Here is an 18,139-nt window from a genome sequence, read left to right on the forward strand (position 1 = left end):
TTGACTTTTAATATATTCAATATTTTTTTGTTAACCAAAAAGGGGTGAAGGAATATTTGACAGGGAAATGGATGCTTAAAAGGTGTAATAAAGATGTAAGATATATTTCACAAAAAGCAGGAATAAGTGAAGTTATGGCAACAATTCTTGCAAATAGAGGAATTGTTGGAGAAAGCCAAATAAAAGATTTCTTGAATCCTTCCATGGATAATCTACAAAATCCTATGTTTATGAAGGATATGGAAAAAGGTACTGACATAATATACAAATCCATAGTGGAGGATAAAAATATAGCCATATATGGTGACTATGATGCAGATGGTGTAATGAGTACCTATATATTATACTGTGGACTTTTAAGGTGTGGAGCAAAAGTTAAATATCATATACCAGATAGAATAGAAGAAGGTTATGGCATAAATATAAAGACTATAGAACAGTTAAAACAAGAAGGAATTGAAATTATAATAACCTGTGATAATGGTATTTCTGCACTAGATCAAGTTAAAAGAGCTAAAGAGCTTAATATGACTGTGGTAATTACAGATCACCACGATATATTTTTTGAGGATTTGGAAAATGGTGAAAAAAAACACCTAATACCAGAGGCAGACGCAGTAATAGATCCTAAACAAGGAAATTGTTCATATCCATTTAAACATCTCTGTGGGGCTGGTATAGCTTTTAAGTTTATTCAGGTGCTTTACAAGAAATTTGGCATAAAAAAAGAAGAGGCATATAAATTTATTCAATATGCTGCCATAGGTACTATATGTGATGTAGTGGAGCTGGTAGGTGAAAATAGGATAATAGTGAAAAATGGACTTGAAATGATAAATAACACTGAGAACTTAGGGATAAAAGCACTTATAGAGGAAACTTCTCTGAAAGATAAGAATATAAGTTCTTACCATATAGGTTTTATTATTGGTCCCTGTATAAATGCCACAGGGCGGCTGGAAAGTGCAGCCATGGCTTTGGAACTTTTGCTGTGTGAAAATTCGGATAAGGCCTTTAAACTTGCAAAAAAACTTCATGAATTAAATATACAAAGACAGGATATGACAGTTAAAAGTTTAAATGAAATAGTAAATAAAGTAGAAAATTCAAGTTTAAAAAAGGATAAGATTCTTGTAGTATATCAGGGGGAAACCCATGAGAGTATAGCAGGTATAGTAGCAGGGAGGCTTAAAGATAGATACAATGTACCCTCTATAGTAATAACAAGAGGGAAAACTTTGCCAAAGGGTTCAGGCAGGTCTATTGAAGGCTACAATATGTTTGAAGAACTTGTAAGGTGTAAAAATTTAATTAAAAAATTTGGAGGACATCCTTTGGCAGCAGGATTATCCATAGAAGAGCAAAACATAGATAAACTAAGGGAAGAGTTAAATAAAAATTGTAATCTCACATGTGAAGATTTAGTACCTAAGATTAGAATAGATAAAAACATATCTCTTGAAAATATATCTTTTAGTATGATAGAAGATATAAAAAAACTTGAACCTTTTGGAAAAGGTAACTCAACGCCTTTATTTGGAGAAAAAAATATAGATGTATTTAGAATTTATTTTATGGGAAAGGATAAAAATGTATTAAAGTTACTTTGCAGACTAAAGAATAGTTTGAAAAAAATTGATGCAGTAGCTTTTGATGGGGGCAAGAAATTTAAAGAATTAATACTTGAAGTTTATGACAGACAGTATGCAAGTAAGATTTTTAGTAATAATTTCAGCAGTTTGAAAATGGATTTTATATTTTTACCCTGTGTTAATGAATTTAACGGCAGCAAAAATCTTCAACTTTTAATAAAAGATTTTAGGTTAACTTCAAAAAGTAAATAAAAAAAGGTAGACATAAATGAGTTTTTAATTTAACATAGAATTACTTGTTATTAAGTTGACAGCTGACGGTTAAAGGTGTACAGTAACAGTTGACAATTTAAAATAATAGTTTTAAAATTTTTATATTTGAATTTTATCAGGGTTATTATGTAGTAAATTTCCAAATGAAAATCACAGAATTTTCTGTATGTATCAAATTTGCTAAATTAAACTTGCAAATTGTAAGATTTCCCTAAAATCAGAAGCTTTATTTGTAGAATGTAATAAATTATATGGGGAGGAATTACACTTTGAAAAAAATAATACTAACAGGTGGTGGCTCCGCCGGTCATGTTACACCTAACCTTGCATTAATACCCAAGTTAAAAGAGTTAGGCTATGAAATACAATATATAGGAACAGAAGATGGCATTGAAAGAGAAATAATAGAAAATGAAAAAATAAAATACCATGCAATCTCAAGTGGAAAACTTAGAAGATATTTTGATGTAAAAAACTTTACAGATCCATTTAAAGTACTTAAGGGAATATTTCAGGCTATATTTATAATGAGAAAAGAAAAACCCAATATAGTATTTTCAAAAGGAGGGTTTGTTTCAGTTCCAGTAGTTTTTGCCGCATATATAAATGGCATTCCTGCTATTATTCATGAGTCTGATATAACTCCAGGGCTTGCAAACAAGCTATCTTCACCTTATTGTACTAAGCTTTGTGTTACTTTTCCAGAATCATTAGACAGCATAAGAGGCAATAATGCTGTTCTTACAGGAACTCCAATAAGACAGGAACTTTTAGACGGAAGTAGAATAATAGGCAGGAGAATGTGTGGATTTGAAAATGACAAGCCGGTGTTACTTATAATAGGGGGGAGTCTAGGGTCAAAATTTATAAATAATACCATAAGGAATTGTTTAAATGAGTTATTGCAAATGTATAACATAATCCATATATGTGGAAAGGGAAATTTGGAGGAAAAGCTTACAGAGAGAAGGGGATATGTGCAATTTGAATATGTAAGCGAGGAAATGCCTCACATAATGAATGCAGCGGATATAGTAATATCAAGAGCCGGGGCAAATGTTATATTTGAACTTTTAGCTTTAAAAAAACCAAATTTACTTATACCGCTATCCAAAAAATCCAGTAGGGGTGACCAGATTCTAAATGCAGATTCCTTTGAAAAAAGTGGGTATAGTATGGTATTGCAGGAAGATGACATGACCCCTGAACTCCTTTTAGACAAGCTGAAAAAATTAGACATGTCAAAACAGGAATATATAAATAAAATGAAGGCAAGTTCTGCACAAGATGCAACAAATAAAATTATAAATCTAATAGAAAAATATAATTAATTAAAAATATTTAGTATAAATAAAATAAATAGTATGTACATATCATGATAAATGTTATATCATAAATTAATATACATGATATATATGCTGTATTTATATTATATAGGTTGAAAAAACATATAAAAAAATGATATATTATTTATAAATAAAGTTTATTTTCCAGGTTAGGCATTTATAGTATATTGCTTGTGCTAGCTTATAAAATTTAGTTTATAAAAAATGCAGTTGTTTTGCACTGCAATCTTAATTTATAAAAAATTCAATTGTATATCAAATATTAAATCAAGGAGAGGAATTTTTATGAGTAAAATGAAAACTATGGATGGAAATACTGCTGCGGCTTATATATCCTATGCATTTACCGATGTAGCAGCTATTTATCCAATAACTCCATCGTCCCCTATGGCAGAACATGTTGATGAATGGGTTGCCCAGGGTAAGAAAAATGTTTTTGGACAACAAGTAAAGGTTATGGAAATGCAATCAGAGGCAGGCGCTGCAGGTGCTGTACACGGATCTTTACAAGCAGGGGCACTAACTACTACTTATACTGCATCTCAGGGACTACTGCTTATGATACCTAACATGTATAAAATTGCCGGTGAATTATTACCAGGAGTATTTCAGGTATCTGCCAGAGCCATAGCAGCAAACTCTCTTAACATATTTGGAGATCACCAGGATGTTATGGCTACAAGACAGACAGGATTTGCACTGCTTGCAGAGAGTTCAGTACAACAGGTTATGGACCTTGCAGCAGTAGCGCATTTGTCTGCAATAAAAGGAAGAGTTCCTTTTGTGAACTTTTTTGATGGATTCAGGACTTCACATGAAATTCAGAAGATTGAAGTATTAGAATATGAAGATTTAGCAAAATTAGTTGATTATAAGGCTGTAAGTGATTTTAGAAGAAGAGCTTTAAATCCTGATCATCCTGTAACCCGTGGTACAGCACAGAATCCAGACATATATTTTCAGTCAAGAGAAGTTTCCAATAGATACTATGAGGCACTTCCTGAAATAGTTGAAGAATATATGAAAGAAATAACTAAGTTAACAGGCAGAGAATACCATACATTTAATTATTATGGAGCAAAAGATGCAGACAAAGTTATAGTAGCTATGGGTTCCGTTTGTGAGGCTATAGAAGAAGTAATAGACTATTTAGTAGCAAAGGGCGAAAAAGTTGGATTAATTACAGTTCACTTGTATAGGCCATTTTCAATAAAACACTTCCTCAATCAAATGCCAAAAACTGTTAAGAAAATTGCAGTTCTTGATAGAACAAAAGAACCAGGTTCAATTGGAGAACCTCTTTACCTAGATGTTAAAAATGCATTCTACGGAAAAGAAGGACAGCCAGTAATAGTTGGAGGAAGATATGGATTGGGATTAAAAGATACCCTTCCATCACATATTCTTTCAGTATTTGAAAACTTGAAGTTAGACAATCCAAAGGATGCGTTTACAGTAAGCATAGTGGATGATGTTACAAACACTTCCTTAGAAATAGGAGAAGATATAAATACAACACCAGAAGGAACTACAGCTTGTAAATTCTGGGGACTTGGCTCTGACGGTACTGTTGGTGCAAATAAGAGTGCTATAAAGATTATAGGAGATCATACCAATATGTATGCTCAAGGATACTTTGCATATGACTCTAAAAAATCCGGCGGTATAACAGTTTCACATTTAAGGTTTGGTAAATCTCAGATAAAATCACCTTATCTTATAGATAAAGCTGATTTCATTGCAGTTCATAATAAATCCTATGTTCACAAGTACAATGTGCTTGAAGGACTTAAAAAAGGCGGTAAATTCTTATTAAATACTACTTGGACTCAGGAAGAACTGGACAGTGAATTACCAGCTTCAATAAAGAAGTATATAGCAAATAATGATATTGAATTTTATATATTAGATGCGGTTAAAATAGCTGAAGAAATTGGTCTTGGCGGAAGAATAAACATGATATGTCAGGCTGCATTTTTTAAACTTGCGAATATTATACCTGTAGAAGATGCTGTAAAATATCTAAAAGATGCTGTTGAAAGTTCCTATAGTAAAAAAGGACAAAAAATTGTAGATATGAATAATGCAGCTATAGATAAGGGAGTTAACGCACTTGTTAAAGTTGATATTCCAGATTCATGGAAGAATGCTGAAGAAGGTGAAGCGGCAGCTGCCCTTGCAGTACCGGAATTTATATCAAAGATAGTTTATCCAATGAATAGACAAGATGGAGATAAACTTCCTGTAAGCACTTTTGTTGGAATGGAAGATGGTACATTCCCACAGGGAACAGCAGCTTATGAAAAGAGAGGCATAGCTATAAATGTTCCAGAATGGCAGCCAGATAAATGTATACAATGCAATCAGTGTTCTTTTGTATGCCCTCATGCAGCAATAAGACCAGTTCTTACAAATAAAGAAGAACTAGCTAAAGCACCAGCTGGATTTGAGGCAAAAGCTGCCAGCGGAGCAAAGGGACTTGAATTTACCATAGCTGTTTCACCTCTTGATTGTACAGGATGTGGAAATTGTGCTGATATATGTCCGGCAAAAGAAAAAGCACTGATTATGAAACCTATAGATACACAATTAGATAAGACAGAGGCTTGGGATTATGCTGTGTCAGTATCTTATAAAGATAATCCTCTTAATAAATTTAGCATAAAAGGAAGTCAGTTTGAAAAGCCGCTTCTTGAGTTCTCAGGAGCTTGTGCAGGATGTGGAGAAACTCCATATGTTAAGCTTGTAACTCAATTATTTGGTGACACAATGATGGTAGCTAATGCTACAGGCTGTTCATCAATTTGGGGAGCATCAGCTCCGGCTACTCCTTATACAACTAATCACAGGGGACATGGTCCATCCTGGGCTAACTCCTTATTTGAGGATAATGCTGAATATGGACTTGGAATGTTTCTTGGAGTTAAACAAGTAAGAGAAAAAATTGCATTAAATATGAAAGAAGCATTAAAAGGTAATTTAAGTAAAGAACTTAAAGCTGCTCTTGAAGACTGGCTTGAAAATTTTGATAATGGAAAAGGTACTAGAGAAAGAGCTGACAAGATAGTAGAATTACTTGAAGGACAGAAGAAAAAAGATGCTTTGTTAAATGAAATTTATGACAATAAGGATTTTCTAATTAAGAGATCTCACTGGATGTTCGGTGGAGATGGATGGGCTTATGATATAGGATATGGCGGATTAGATCATGTTCTAGCATCTGGAGAAGATGTAAATGTACTTGTAGTTGATACAGAAGTTTATTCAAATACAGGGGGACAATCTTCAAAAGCAACTCCTACAGCTGCAGTAGCTAAATTTGCTGCAAGTGGTAAGAAGACTAAGAAGAAAGATCTTGGAATGATGGCTATGACTTATGGATATGTTTATGTAGCACAGATTGCTATGGGAGCAGATAAAAACCAGACATTAAAGGCTATTCAGGAGGCAGAAGCTTATAAAGGACCATCACTTATAATAGCTTATGCACCATGTATCAACCATGGATTAAAAGATGGAATGGGTAAGAGTCAGAGCGAAGCTAAAAAAGCTGTTGAGTGTGGATATTGGGCACTATACAGATATAATCCAGAATTGAAAGAGCAAGGTAAAAAATCCTTTAGCTTAGATTCTAAGAAACCAACTGCAGATTTTAAGGAATTCTTAATGGGCGAAGTTAGATATTCTTCACTTGCTAAACAATTCCCAGAAACAGCAGAACAATTATTTGAAAAGACTAAAAAAGATGCATTAGACAGAATTGCAGGCTATGAAAAACTTTCAAATGAAATTTAACAACTAAAAAATACGGTATAGCCCGGTATTTTTTCAAATGTCAAAGTTTAAATGTCAAGGTTCAAATCTTCATTATTTGTTCTTTGAACTTTAAACTTTGTTCTTTATTTTAAGCATTTGTTAAATAAAAAATATTTTTTTTAAAAATGCTTTTATTATAGAACAATTAAGGTTAAAATTAGAACATAACAGTAAAAGGAGGTGAAGATTCCTGATATACTATGCGGCAAAATAATTCTAATTTTTAACATAATTGTGCTAAAAAGTAAATCGGGTAAACTTTATGGATGATAAAAATTTAAATAGCTGCCAATGCAGCCCTAAAGAAGAGAATTGTGGTTGTGAAAACCATGAACATGATGAGGTACATGATTGTGACTGTGGTTGTGAAGACCATGAAAATCTTGTAGTAGATTTGGAAGATGAGAATGGAAATTTAGTTTCTTGTGAAATAATTGATGAATTTGAATATAAAAATAAACAGTATGTTTTAGTTCAAAACCCTGAAAATGACTCTGTATATTTATTTAAAGCAGAAATGGGAGATGATGAGCAGGAGCTTGTTATACCAGAAGATGAAGAATTTGAAGAGGTCTCTGCCTATTATGCAGAATTAGTAGAAAAATCAGAAGATTAGACATCATAAAATCAAGTGATTCTGAAGTTTAGGTGGAGTTTTATCAAATAATGATTTTCTTCACTTAAACCCCAGAAGAACTTATTTGTGCGCATTTATTTCCATTTCAATATTTTTATTTTATTGTGGTTTTTTTTATAATTTATAAGATAGGGATTTCCTACCATGTTTAACAGGGGTAAGTCAGATAGAGAATCTGAGAACATATAGGAGTTTTTGAAATCAACTTCTATATTATCTTTTTTTAACGACTCCATAAGTCTCTTTACTTTTTCCTCTCCCTTGCAGTTTTCGCCTGAAATTTTTTTACTATGTTTCCCTTCTGATACAGTAAATCTAGTACCTAGTATTTTATCTACTTCTTTTATGTTATATAGTTCATTTAAATAAAATTCCGCCGATGCAGATATAAGATATATCTTACATCCTTCACTCTTTAGTTTTTTTATAGTTTCCAGTGCATCCGTATAAATTATTTTACTTAGCCTTTTTTCATAAAACTCTTTTACTAGCAGTTTCATGTCATTTTCATCTATTCCGTTTATAAATGCAATAAAATTTTCTTTGGTTTTCCCCGCAGGAAATAATTTTAGAAGGTATAAAATAGAAGAAAGAATACTAAAAGGTGCATATAGTATAAGTTTTGGCTTTTTCTTTACCATGAATATGTAAAACTCCAACAGGGTTTCTCTCTTGGTTAAAGTGAAGTCCACATCAAATATAGCCAGTTTTTCCAAATAAATCACTCCTTCGTTCTATGTTATAATATCATAACTTTAAAATGATTGGAAATATAATTTGTATTTTTAAATAGAATATATTTTATATAAATGGAGGAAAATTTCTCTAGATAATGCTAAAATAAATCTAAATAATATTAATATTTAGTTAAATATAATTAAATATTATGTGTTAAATTTGATTTTAAAGAAGGGATTAAAGTGAGAGAATGTTCGAATGAATTTTTTTTGTATAATGATGAAATAAAAAGGAAGGAAGAATTCACAGAGGATGTATTTAAAGAAGGTAAATCTATATATGAAGTTATACGTGTAATAGATGGAAAACCTCTGTTTTTAAAACCACATTTAGAACGTATGGAGAATTCTTTTAAAATAACCTGTTTGAAAATTTGGCTTACAGGAGAAGAAATCAAAAATAGTATAAATAAGCTTGTAAAGGTAAATAAAATTTACAATGGCAATGTAAAAATTGTATTTAATTTTTCAAAGAAAAATATATTTTTAGCATACTTTTCAAAGCATTATTATCCACCATTAGAATGGTATAAAGAGGGGGTAAATACTATCTTTTTCCACGGGGAAAGAAAAAATCCTAATGCCAAGGTGATAAATAATACATTTAGGGAAGAAGTAGATAAAAAGATTAAAGATAACAATGTGTTTGAAGCAATACTTGTAGATAATAAAGGCAATATTACAGAGGGGAGCAAGTCCAATATATTTATGATAAAAAGTGAAAAAGTAATAACAGCACCCATAGAGGATGTACTTCCAGGGGTTACAAGGGATATTATAATAAAAATTTGCATCCGCCTGGGTTTTGAAGTGGTGGAACAAAAAATAAATTATAGAGAAATAGAAAAATTTGATGCTCTTTTTATATCAGGTACTTCTCCTAAGGTATTACCTATAAAGAAAGTAGAAAATATTAAATTTAGTTCTCCAGAGAACAAAGTGTTCATAAGTATAATGGAAGAATACCAAAGGGAAATAGATAGAGATATACAGGAATTTACGTATTCTCACGGAGATAAATAGATGATAGTTAAGAGTTAGGAGTATAATTTTTCAAAGTTTAAAGTTCAAATATAAAAGTTCAAATTTGGTGGATTTTCGGTATTCACCGAAAATCTTCATAATTTGTTCTATGTAATTTGTTCTTTATACTTTTTTAGTCCATAAAAGGAGGAAATTTATGAAAAAACTATTTAGAGGGACTTCACTGGAAAATTGCCTGCAGCTTGCAAGATGTGAATTAAAAGTTCCCGAAGATAAAGAATTAAATTATAAAATATTGGAGGATAAAAAATTATTTTTTAGAAAAAGGGTAGTAATAGAGGTACTTTTTGAAGATGAAATTCAAGGACAAACGAATTTTAAAGAAGATTACAAGATAAATAAAAATGAGGGTACTGTAAAAGTTGTAGGAGGTAAATTAATTGTGAAAGACCCCTTAGAAGGTGGAAAACCCGCTGTAATACGAAAAGGAAAGAATATGTCATTTTTTATAGATGGAGTTTTAGTAGAAAAGGGGTGTGAAGTTTTTAGCAGCAGCAATATAGTGGTAAATTTTGAACAAAATGAGCCTAAAAGGCAAATGGATATATATGTATCAGACGATAGCATGGAAGCCTATGTAAAAGTTACCTATATACCTGAAAATGTTTATGCATTAGGGGATAGCAAAGAGGGACATATGATAAATTTAGATGCTGTTATAGTTAAAACTATAAATCCACCTAAATATACTGCAGAGGACATAAAAAATGAATTATCTAATAATAAAATTATTTATGGTATAATAGAAGAAAATTTAGAAAATACCATAAAAATCAATAAAAAAGTATTAGTGGCAAAGGGAAAAAAACCTGTAGATGGACAGGATGATTTTATAGATGTAAAGTTTCAAAATTCTGTAGATTTTAAACAAGATAAAAAGGGAAATGTGGATTTTAAAAGTATAGGAACTATAAATGCAGTGAAAAAAGGTGATATTATTGCAGAAATACATAAAGGATATGAAGGTGAAAATGGATTTGATGTAAGAGGAAAACTTTTGAAGTGTAAAAAAGGTAATGCTAAAAAACTTAAAGCAGGGAAAGGATGTATAATTAAAGCTGAAAATACAGTTGAAGCTGTTGTAGATGGAAAGCCTTTTATAAAAAACGGTGTTTTTCATGTACATCCAGTCCATGAAATTAATAAGGATGTGGATTTAAGTACGGGTAATATAAAATTCACAGGAGATGTGGTTGTACAGGGGAATATAAGAGAAGGAATGGAAGTTGAATGCGGTGATAACCTTATTGTATATAAAGAAGTAGAAAGGTCCAAGGTAAAAGCAAATGGAGATATTTTAATTAAAGGGAGCATTGTAGGATCGGATATATATGGCGGAGGAGATTGTGTAGATAAGATAAAGTCTCTAGATTACCTTGCGGAATTCAATAAAAATTTAGAAGAATTAATTAAAGCTGTAAAAGAAATAAAAACCTATGATTTATTGGGCGAGAATAGAAAAGATGGAGAGATAATAAAAGTACTATTAGAAAATAAATTTAAAGTACTTGTAAAACTGGGCGTAAATATAATTACAGATTTAAATATGGAATCTGATGAGTGTGAGGAAAATACAGAAAAGGAAATAGTTGAAATCATAAGGACAAAACTTATGGGTATAGGACCAATAAGTATAACAAACTATTTGGAACTAGAGGATTTAAATGATAAGGTTAAATATAAGATACAATATTTAAAGAATTCACTGGCACTTCCTGTAGATGTAACCATATCCTATTGCCAGGACTCTCATATAGAAAGTTCTGGCAATATAATAATTACAGGAGAGGGAGAATATGTATCTGAAATTACGGCAAATGGCTCTATTGAATTCTTACAGGAAAAAAGTGTGGCCAGAGGGGGAGTTTTAAAGGCAAAAAAAGCGATTAAATGTAAAATTGTAGGGAGCATGGCAGGGGTGTCTACAATACTTCAAGTAGAAAATGAAGGTCACATATGGGCTGATGCAGCATATCACAATACTGTATTCAAGGTGGGAAAAAGAAAAGTGATGTTGGATTCTCCAAGTAAAGATGTACATGTTTATATTGAAAATAACAACATTATTGTGGACAAATTTCTTCTCTAAAAGCCTATTATAAATACATGAAATTATGCTATAATTGTGTAACAAATTGAATTAAATGCAAGTTTTAAATATTATTTTAAGGAGGATATTTAAATGAGCCACAAAGAAATAAAAGTATTAATATTTAGCATAAATGAAGAATATTATGCTACAGATATTATGGAAATAGAGCGAATTTTAGGATATGAAGAAACTACGAAACTACCAGATTCTCCTGATTTTGTAGATGGAGTTATAAATTATGAGGGAAATATACTTCCTGTAATATCTCTCACTAAAAAATTTGGATTTTACGGAGAACAAAAAAATGATCAGTCTAAGATTATAGTTACAAAACAAGATGGAAATAAAATAGGTATAATAGTTGACGTAGTATCTGAAGTAAGTGATGTAAACACAGATAACATTGAAGCACCTCCAGATATAGTAGCAGGAATATCTAAAAGATATATTAAGGGGCTTATTAAAATAAATGATAAAATAATAATCTTTCTAAATCTTTCTAAAATACTAACGGAGGAAGAGAAGGAACTTATATAATTTAAAATCGAAAGGTGCAATATTTATGGAGATAAGAGAGATAAAGGTAGGAATAGCGGATATGAATACTGCCAGCTCACCCCATAGACTTATAACTATAGGCCTAGGTTCCTGTGTTGGTATAGCTTTATATGATAAAGTAAATGGTATAGGTGGATTAGCACATATAATGCTGCCGGACAGCACACAGTTTAGCAATTTAAAAAATCCTGTAAAATTTGCAGATTTGGCTGTCCCTCTTTTAATAAAAGATTTAGAAAAATTAGGCTCAAACAGGAGAAATCTAAAAGCTAAAATAGCAGGGGGAGCATCCATGTTTAATTTTTCAGATAAAAATATGATTATGGATATAGGTAATAGAAATAGCACTGCAGTAAAAAAAATATTAAAGGAATGCTCTATTTCTATATTATCTCAGGAGCTAGGTGGGAATAAAGGCAGAACTATGATATTTGATACCTGTAATGGATTGGTAAAGATACGTACAGTAGGAATGGGGATAAAAGAAATTTAAAAATTTAATGGAGTGATAGCAGCTTGAAAAAGATTAAAGTTTTAGTGGTAGACGACTCTGCACTTATGAGAAAAATTATCTCAGACATGATAAAAGAAGATATCTCTATAGAAGTAATAGGTACTGCACGAAATGGACAAGATCTTATGGATAAATTTTCTTCAAATTTTTATAAAACTATGCCGGATGTGATAACTTTGGATGTAGAAATGCCAAAGATGGATGGTATAACGGCGCTTAGGGAACTTAAAAGGAAAAATATAAACATACCTGTAATAGTTTTGAGCAGTATTTCAAAAGAAGGTACAAAACTCACTATGGAATGTCTGGGGGCAGGAGCTTTCGATTTTTTACCTAAACCATCTGGAACCATATCTCTTGATATAGATAAAGTGAAAATTGAATTGATACAAAAGATAAAAGTTGCCCATTCAAGCATATCCAAGGAAAGCAAAAATGCTGAGAATACTCATGTAATACGTGAAAATAAAAGTTACACAGAGGCCGCTGCTGATAAAATTCAAACTAAAAGAATAGATGCTGTAGTAATTGGAGCATCTACAGGAGGGCCTAAGGCACTGACCACGGTTATAACAGAACTTCCTGAAGATATAGGAATACCAGTATTTGTAGTACAGCATATGCCTGTAGGTTTTACAAAAGCTTTTGCAGAGAGACTGAACTTAAGTTCTAATATAAAGGTAGTAGAAGCACAGGAAGGCATGAGTGTTGATAAAAATATTGTATACATAGCTCCTGGTGGATATCATATGGAAGTATGGAATGATAAAAAAATACATTTAAATAAGGAACCTGCAATCTGGGGAGTGAGACCTGCAGTGGATAAACTGTTCATATCTGCTTCAAAGGTATATAGAGAAAATATTATCAGTGTAGTTTTGACGGGCATGGGAAAAGATGGGGCGGAAGGAACTGTAGAAATTAAAAAAAATGGGGGTGTTACCATATCCCAGGATGAGTCTACCTCTACCATTTATGGTATGCCTAAAGTTGCATATGAAACGGGAAAAGTAGATTTTGTTTTGCCAATACATCAAATAGCAAGAGAAGTTTTAAAAATAACTAAAGTTGGTAGGGGGTAAAGTTATGGATATGGCCTATTTTGAGCAGTGGGTTTTAAAAGAATTCAATATAAACCTATCAGCCTATAAATCAAATCAGCTGCATAGAAGAATAAACAGTTTAATGTCTAGAGTAGGTGTAGGCAGCATAGATGAGTATATATCCCTCTTAAAAAGAGATAGTACGCAGAGGCAAAAATTTCTAGATTTTATTACAATAAATGTATCTGAGTTTTTTAGAAATCCAGATATATTTGAAGAACTTAAGGTTATATTAAAACAAGAATTGTTTCCTAAAAACAGTTCTTTAAAGATATGGAGTGCAGCTTGTTCAATTGGAGCGGAACCTTATTCTATAGCTATATATCTAGATGAATTATCAAAAGGTGGAAGACATAAAATACTGGCTACAGATATAGATAACACTATAATTGAAAGAGCTAAAAAGGGTGAATATACTTTATCAGAAGTAAAAAATGTGAAAAAAGAATATTTAAGCAGATATTTTACACTAAAAGATGATAAATATATTATAAATTCTAGTATAAAGAGTTTAGTTAATTTTAAAAAACACGACTTAATATTAGAGAGTTATGAAAGTAATTTTGATTTAATAATATGTAGAAATGTGGTAATATATTTTAATCAGGATATAAAAAACCAAATATATAAAAAATTTAGTCAAGCGTTGAAAAAAGGTGGGTTATTATTTGTTGGAGCCACTGAAAGTATATATAATTTTAAGGATTATGGCTTTGAGAAGGCTTCTACCTTTATATACAGAAAGTTATAAGGAGGGAAAGGAATAATGGATACATCACAGTATATGTCTATGTTCTTGGAAGAAGCAATGGACAATTTACAGATTTTAAATGAATCACTACTCCAACTTGAGCAAGAACCTGACAATATAGACAAAGTAAATGAAATTTTTAGAGTGGCACATACATTAAAAGGCATGGCAGCTACCATGGGATTTAATGAAGTGGGAGAATTGACCCATAAAATGGAAGATGTTCTGTCACGATTTAGAGATGGTAAGTTAAAGGTTACTCAAGATGTAGTGACAGTTTTGTTTAAGTGTCTGGATACCCTTGAACAAATGATAAAAAATATAGAAAATGGTGTAGAAGAAAATATTCCTATACAGGGCATTATAGAGGAATTGGAAAATATATCTAATGTAAAAGATGATATGGATGAAAAAGAAAATGTGAAACAGGAAATTCAGAAAGATAAAGATGGTAATTATCCAAAGGATACTAAAAATTTACAGATAGAATTAAATGAATATGATATAAATATAGTTAAACAGGCACAAGATAAGGGATTTAATTCATATCAAATAAGAATAGTACTTAGTGAAAATACATTATTAAAATCTGCCAGGGCGTTTTTGATATTTAAGAGCCTGGAAGAAATGGGAGAAATAATAAAGTCTGTTCCAGGCACGGAAGATTTAGAGAATGAAAATTTTGATTTTGAAATAGAGCTTACTTTTTTAACTACCAGTGACAAAGACAAAGTATATGAAGCTTTAATGAATATATCTGAAGTAGAATCAGTATCCGTAGAGAAGGTAGATGTAAAAGTAGAAAAGATAAAGAAAATGCAGGTTAAAGATGGTGAAAGTGAAGAAATAAAATCAGCCATTCAAAGTCAGGCTGCCCGGGCACAAGCTATAAAACCAAAACCTGCCCTTGTACCTGACAAAGAAAATAAAAAGACTGTTAAGAAAGAATCCAATAAGAAGATACATCAGTCTGTAAGAGTAGATTTAGAGAGACTGGATAAATTTATGAATATGGTGTCAGAATTAGTTATAAACAGGACAAGACTTGAACAAATAAGCAGTAACTACAAATTAAATGAATTAAATGAAACTTTAGAGCAAGTGGCCAGAACTACTTCAGACCTGCAGGATTTGGTTATGAAAATTAGGATGCTGCCTCTTGATACTGTATTTAACAGGTTTCCAAGGATGATAAGAGATTTATCTGTAGAGCTTAACAAAGAAATGGAACTTGTAATTGAGGGAGCAGATACAGAACTTGACAGAACAGTAATAGATGAAATAGGAGAACCTTTAATTCACTTAATCAGGAATGCCGCAGACCATGGCATAGAGTCAAAAGAAGAGAGAATTGCAAAGGGAAAAAATGTGGCTGGAAAGATAAGTCTTATTGCATATCAGGAAGGCACTAATGCAGTAATAAAGGTTGTAGACGATGGAAGTGGAATACCTGTAGATAAAGTAAGGCAAAAAGCAGAAAACATGGGGATAAATACCGAGGGAATGTCTGATAGTGATGTGAAAAACCTTATATTTTTACAGGGATTCAGTACCAATACTGAAGTAACAGATATATCTGGCAGGGGAGTGGGTATGGATGTGGTTAAAACAAAAATATCTGCCCTGGGAGGAACTGTAGATGTTGTAAGTGAAAAAGATCAGGGTTCTGCATTTATAATAAGGCTTCCACTTACACTGCAGATAATTCAAGTGCTGTTGGTAGGTGTAGGTAATGAAACTATGGCTATATCCTTAAGTTATGTAGATAGAGTTATAGACTATAAGGATGACTTAATAAAAATGACCAATAACAAAGAGGTTATAATACATAATGGAAATGTAATATCTCTTGTAAGGTTATATAATAAGTTGGGAGTTGAAAAATCTAAAAGCAATAAAAATTATATAGTAATAGTGAAAGTGGGAGAAAAGACTGTAGGACTTATGGTAGATTCCCTGCTGGGTCAGAGAGAAATTGTTATAAAACCTTTAGGAAAGACATTACAAAATTTAAAGGAATATATGGGAGCAACAATACTTGGAGATGGTCTTGTAACATTAATACTGGATGTTGCTGCTCTGGTATAAGGAGGATGTATATGGACTATAAAAGCCTTACACCCATGCAACTTGATGCGCTAAAGGAAGTTGCAAATATAGGTACGGGAAATGCAGCTACAGCCCTGTCACAGCTTATAAATAAAAAAGTTGACATTACAGTACCAGATATAAATATAGTACCCTTTAATGATATTTTTACAAGTATTGAGGGAGACGAAATAGTTGTAGGTGTAATAGTTAGAATTTTAGGAGATACACCAGGAAATATATTATTTATATTTGAAAAGGAAACGGCACTGGATTTAATTTCCATGATGATAGGGCAGAGGGAAGAATATTTAAGTGATATGGGAAATTCTGTACTCTGTGAAGTAGGCAATATAACATCCAGTTCATATATGAATGCAATAGCCAAATTTACAGGGTTGTATATGATACCTTCAGTGCCTGCAGTTACCTGTGATATGTTAGGAGCAATACTTTCCACTACATTTATAGAATCTGGACAATTTGATGAACATGTATTGGATATAGAAACATTATTTATGCAAAATAACTCTAAAATAAGCGGGCATTTTTATTACGTACCCATGCCCGGTTCGCTGGGAAAAATTTTTAATGCTTTAGGAATAGGATAAATATTAGTAGTAAATAGTTTGGAGGGAAAGAAATGGCTAAAATATTAATTGTGGATGATGCTGCATTTATGAGAATGATGATAAAGGACATACTAGAGAAAAATGGTTTTGAAGTAGTAGGAGAAGCTAATAACGGAATAAAGGCTGTAGAGTTATATAAAAAGGAAAAACCGGATGTGGTTACTATGGATATAACAATGCCTGATATGGATGGTATTGAAGCAGTAAAGCAAATAAAGGCTATTGATGCAAGTGCAAAGATAATAATGTGTTCAGCTATGGGACAGCAGACTATGGTTATGGATGCCATAAAAGCAGGGGCCAGGGATTTTATAGTAAAACCCTTTCAGCCAGATAGGGTATTAGAAGCAATAAATAAAGTTGTGGCTTCATAAATTAAAATTTTATAATTTATATAAAGATACTGTAGGTTATAACGAAAACATTAAATGTGGGTAAATTTTTTATTAAACTCTAAAGAAAAATTAAATCTGCCATTTAGTATAGATGGCATTTGTATACATAGTTTTGTGTATCTCTACACAAGGAGGTGTAAATATGCAGGTTGTTATATTTAGATTAAACAATGAACAATTTGCCGTGGAAACAGCTAAAGTCCAAAGTATAAATGATGCCATGGAAATAACTAAGGTTCCCAAGGCACCAACTCATATAAAAGGGCTTATAAATTTAAGGGGTAATGTAATATCCCTCTTAGATATAAATTTTCTCATGGATATTCCTAAAAGTGATGAAGGTGAAGCAAATGTAATAATACTTGAGATGGAAGATGAACTTGTAGGAATAAGTGTAGATCAGGTAGATGAAGTTTTAGATTTGGAAGAAAATGTTATAGAAAAGGAAAATGATGAAAGGAAACAAGCCTATATAAAGGGAATAATAAACTTTAAAGATAGAATAGTTACTTTAATTGACATAGATAGACTTCTTTCGGATTAAGGCATCCTTAAATAAAT

General features: G+C 31.7%; 15 protein-coding genes. 14 read left to right on the forward strand and 1 reads right to left on the reverse strand.

The genetic code is table 11. The features are described 5' to 3' along the window. Positions 1 to 56 precede the first annotated feature (56 nt). The 4 genes from recJ (at position 57) to ACJDU8_RS16100 (ending at position 7,643) form a co-directional block, all read left to right on the forward strand. Positions 57 to 1,844 (forward strand): single-stranded-DNA-specific exonuclease RecJ, encoded by a 1,788-nt coding sequence (recJ, locus tag ACJDU8_RS16085; RefSeq protein ID WP_406793173.1) that lies wholly within the window; start codon positions 57 to 59, stop codon positions 1,842 to 1,844. A 290-nt stretch (positions 1,845 to 2,134) separates the two neighbouring features. Continuing rightward, positions 2,135 to 3,196: an undecaprenyldiphospho-muramoylpentapeptide beta-N-acetylglucosaminyltransferase gene (locus tag ACJDU8_RS16090; protein WP_406793174.1), complete on the forward strand. Its 1,062-nt coding sequence runs from the start codon at positions 2,135 to 2,137 to the stop codon at positions 3,194 to 3,196. 300 nt (positions 3,197 to 3,496) lie between these two features. Beyond that, positions 3,497 to 7,006 (forward strand): pyruvate:ferredoxin (flavodoxin) oxidoreductase, encoded by a 3,510-nt coding sequence (gene nifJ / locus ACJDU8_RS16095; protein WP_406793175.1) that lies wholly within the window; start codon positions 3,497 to 3,499, stop codon positions 7,004 to 7,006. A gap of 283 nt (positions 7,007 to 7,289) precedes the next feature. Next, positions 7,290 to 7,643 carry a DUF1292 domain-containing protein gene (locus tag ACJDU8_RS16100; protein WP_406793176.1) on the forward strand — a complete coding sequence of 118 codons (354 nt, stop codon included), beginning with the start codon at positions 7,290 to 7,292 and terminating at the stop codon, positions 7,641 to 7,643. Positions 7,644 to 7,738: 95 nt separating this feature from the next. Here the strand turns inward: ACJDU8_RS16100 and ACJDU8_RS16105 are convergent, their stop codons facing one another. Beyond that, positions 7,739 to 8,380 (reverse strand): HAD-IB family hydrolase, encoded by a 642-nt coding sequence (locus ACJDU8_RS16105; protein WP_406793177.1) that lies wholly within the window; start codon positions 8,378 to 8,380, stop codon positions 7,739 to 7,741. Between the two features lie 204 nt (positions 8,381 to 8,584). Here ACJDU8_RS16105 and ACJDU8_RS16110 point away from each other — a divergent pair, with 204 nt between their 5' ends. The 10 genes from ACJDU8_RS16110 (at position 8,585) to ACJDU8_RS16155 (ending at position 18,122) form a co-directional block, all read left to right on the forward strand. Continuing rightward, positions 8,585 to 9,424 carry an aminotransferase class IV gene (locus ACJDU8_RS16110; RefSeq protein WP_406793178.1) on the forward strand — a complete coding sequence of 280 codons (840 nt, stop codon included), beginning with the start codon at positions 8,585 to 8,587 and terminating at the stop codon, positions 9,422 to 9,424. A gap of 157 nt (positions 9,425 to 9,581) precedes the next feature. Beyond that, the gene (locus tag ACJDU8_RS16115; RefSeq protein ID WP_406793179.1) at positions 9,582 to 11,534 is read left to right on the forward strand and encodes a DUF342 domain-containing protein; all 1,953 of its coding nucleotides are present in this window, start codon (positions 9,582 to 9,584) and stop codon (positions 11,532 to 11,534) included. 93 nt (positions 11,535 to 11,627) lie between these two features. Next, on the forward strand, positions 11,628 to 12,074 hold the full coding sequence (locus tag ACJDU8_RS16120; RefSeq protein ID WP_406793180.1) for a chemotaxis protein CheW: 447 nt from the start codon (positions 11,628 to 11,630) through the stop codon (positions 12,072 to 12,074). 25 nt (positions 12,075 to 12,099) lie between these two features. After that, entirely contained in the window at positions 12,100 to 12,588 is a 489-nt protein-coding gene (locus tag ACJDU8_RS16125) for a chemotaxis protein CheD (RefSeq protein WP_406793181.1), read from the forward strand. A gap of 23 nt (positions 12,589 to 12,611) precedes the next feature. After that, positions 12,612 to 13,691 (forward strand): protein-glutamate methylesterase/protein-glutamine glutaminase, encoded by a 1,080-nt coding sequence (locus ACJDU8_RS16130; RefSeq protein WP_406793182.1) that lies wholly within the window; start codon positions 12,612 to 12,614, stop codon positions 13,689 to 13,691. A 4-nt stretch (positions 13,692 to 13,695) separates the two neighbouring features. Further along, entirely contained in the window at positions 13,696 to 14,463 is a 768-nt protein-coding gene (locus tag ACJDU8_RS16135; protein ID WP_406793183.1) for a CheR family methyltransferase, read from the forward strand. A gap of 15 nt (positions 14,464 to 14,478) precedes the next feature. Beyond that, positions 14,479 to 16,551, forward strand: a complete 2,073-nt coding sequence (locus ACJDU8_RS16140) for a chemotaxis protein CheW (protein ID WP_406793184.1) — start codon at positions 14,479 to 14,481, stop codon at positions 16,549 to 16,551. A gap of 11 nt (positions 16,552 to 16,562) precedes the next feature. After that, a complete protein-coding gene (locus ACJDU8_RS16145) occupies positions 16,563 to 17,162 on the forward strand; it encodes a chemotaxis protein CheC (protein WP_406793185.1) in 600 nt (199 codons plus the stop codon). 32 nt (positions 17,163 to 17,194) lie between these two features. Next, positions 17,195 to 17,557, forward strand: coding sequence for a response regulator (locus ACJDU8_RS16150; RefSeq protein WP_406793186.1), 363 nt, complete (start codon positions 17,195 to 17,197; stop codon positions 17,555 to 17,557). Positions 17,558 to 17,720: 163 nt separating this feature from the next. Continuing rightward, complete coding sequence (locus ACJDU8_RS16155) at positions 17,721 to 18,122, forward strand: chemotaxis protein CheW (RefSeq protein WP_406793187.1); 402 nt, start codon at positions 17,721 to 17,723, stop codon at positions 18,120 to 18,122. Positions 18,123 to 18,139: the final 17 nt, after the last annotated feature.

The sequence above is a fragment of the Candidatus Clostridium eludens genome (assembly GCF_045310515.1).
Classification (GTDB): domain Bacteria; phylum Bacillota; class Clostridia; order Clostridiales; family Clostridiaceae; genus Clostridium_B; species Clostridium_B eludens.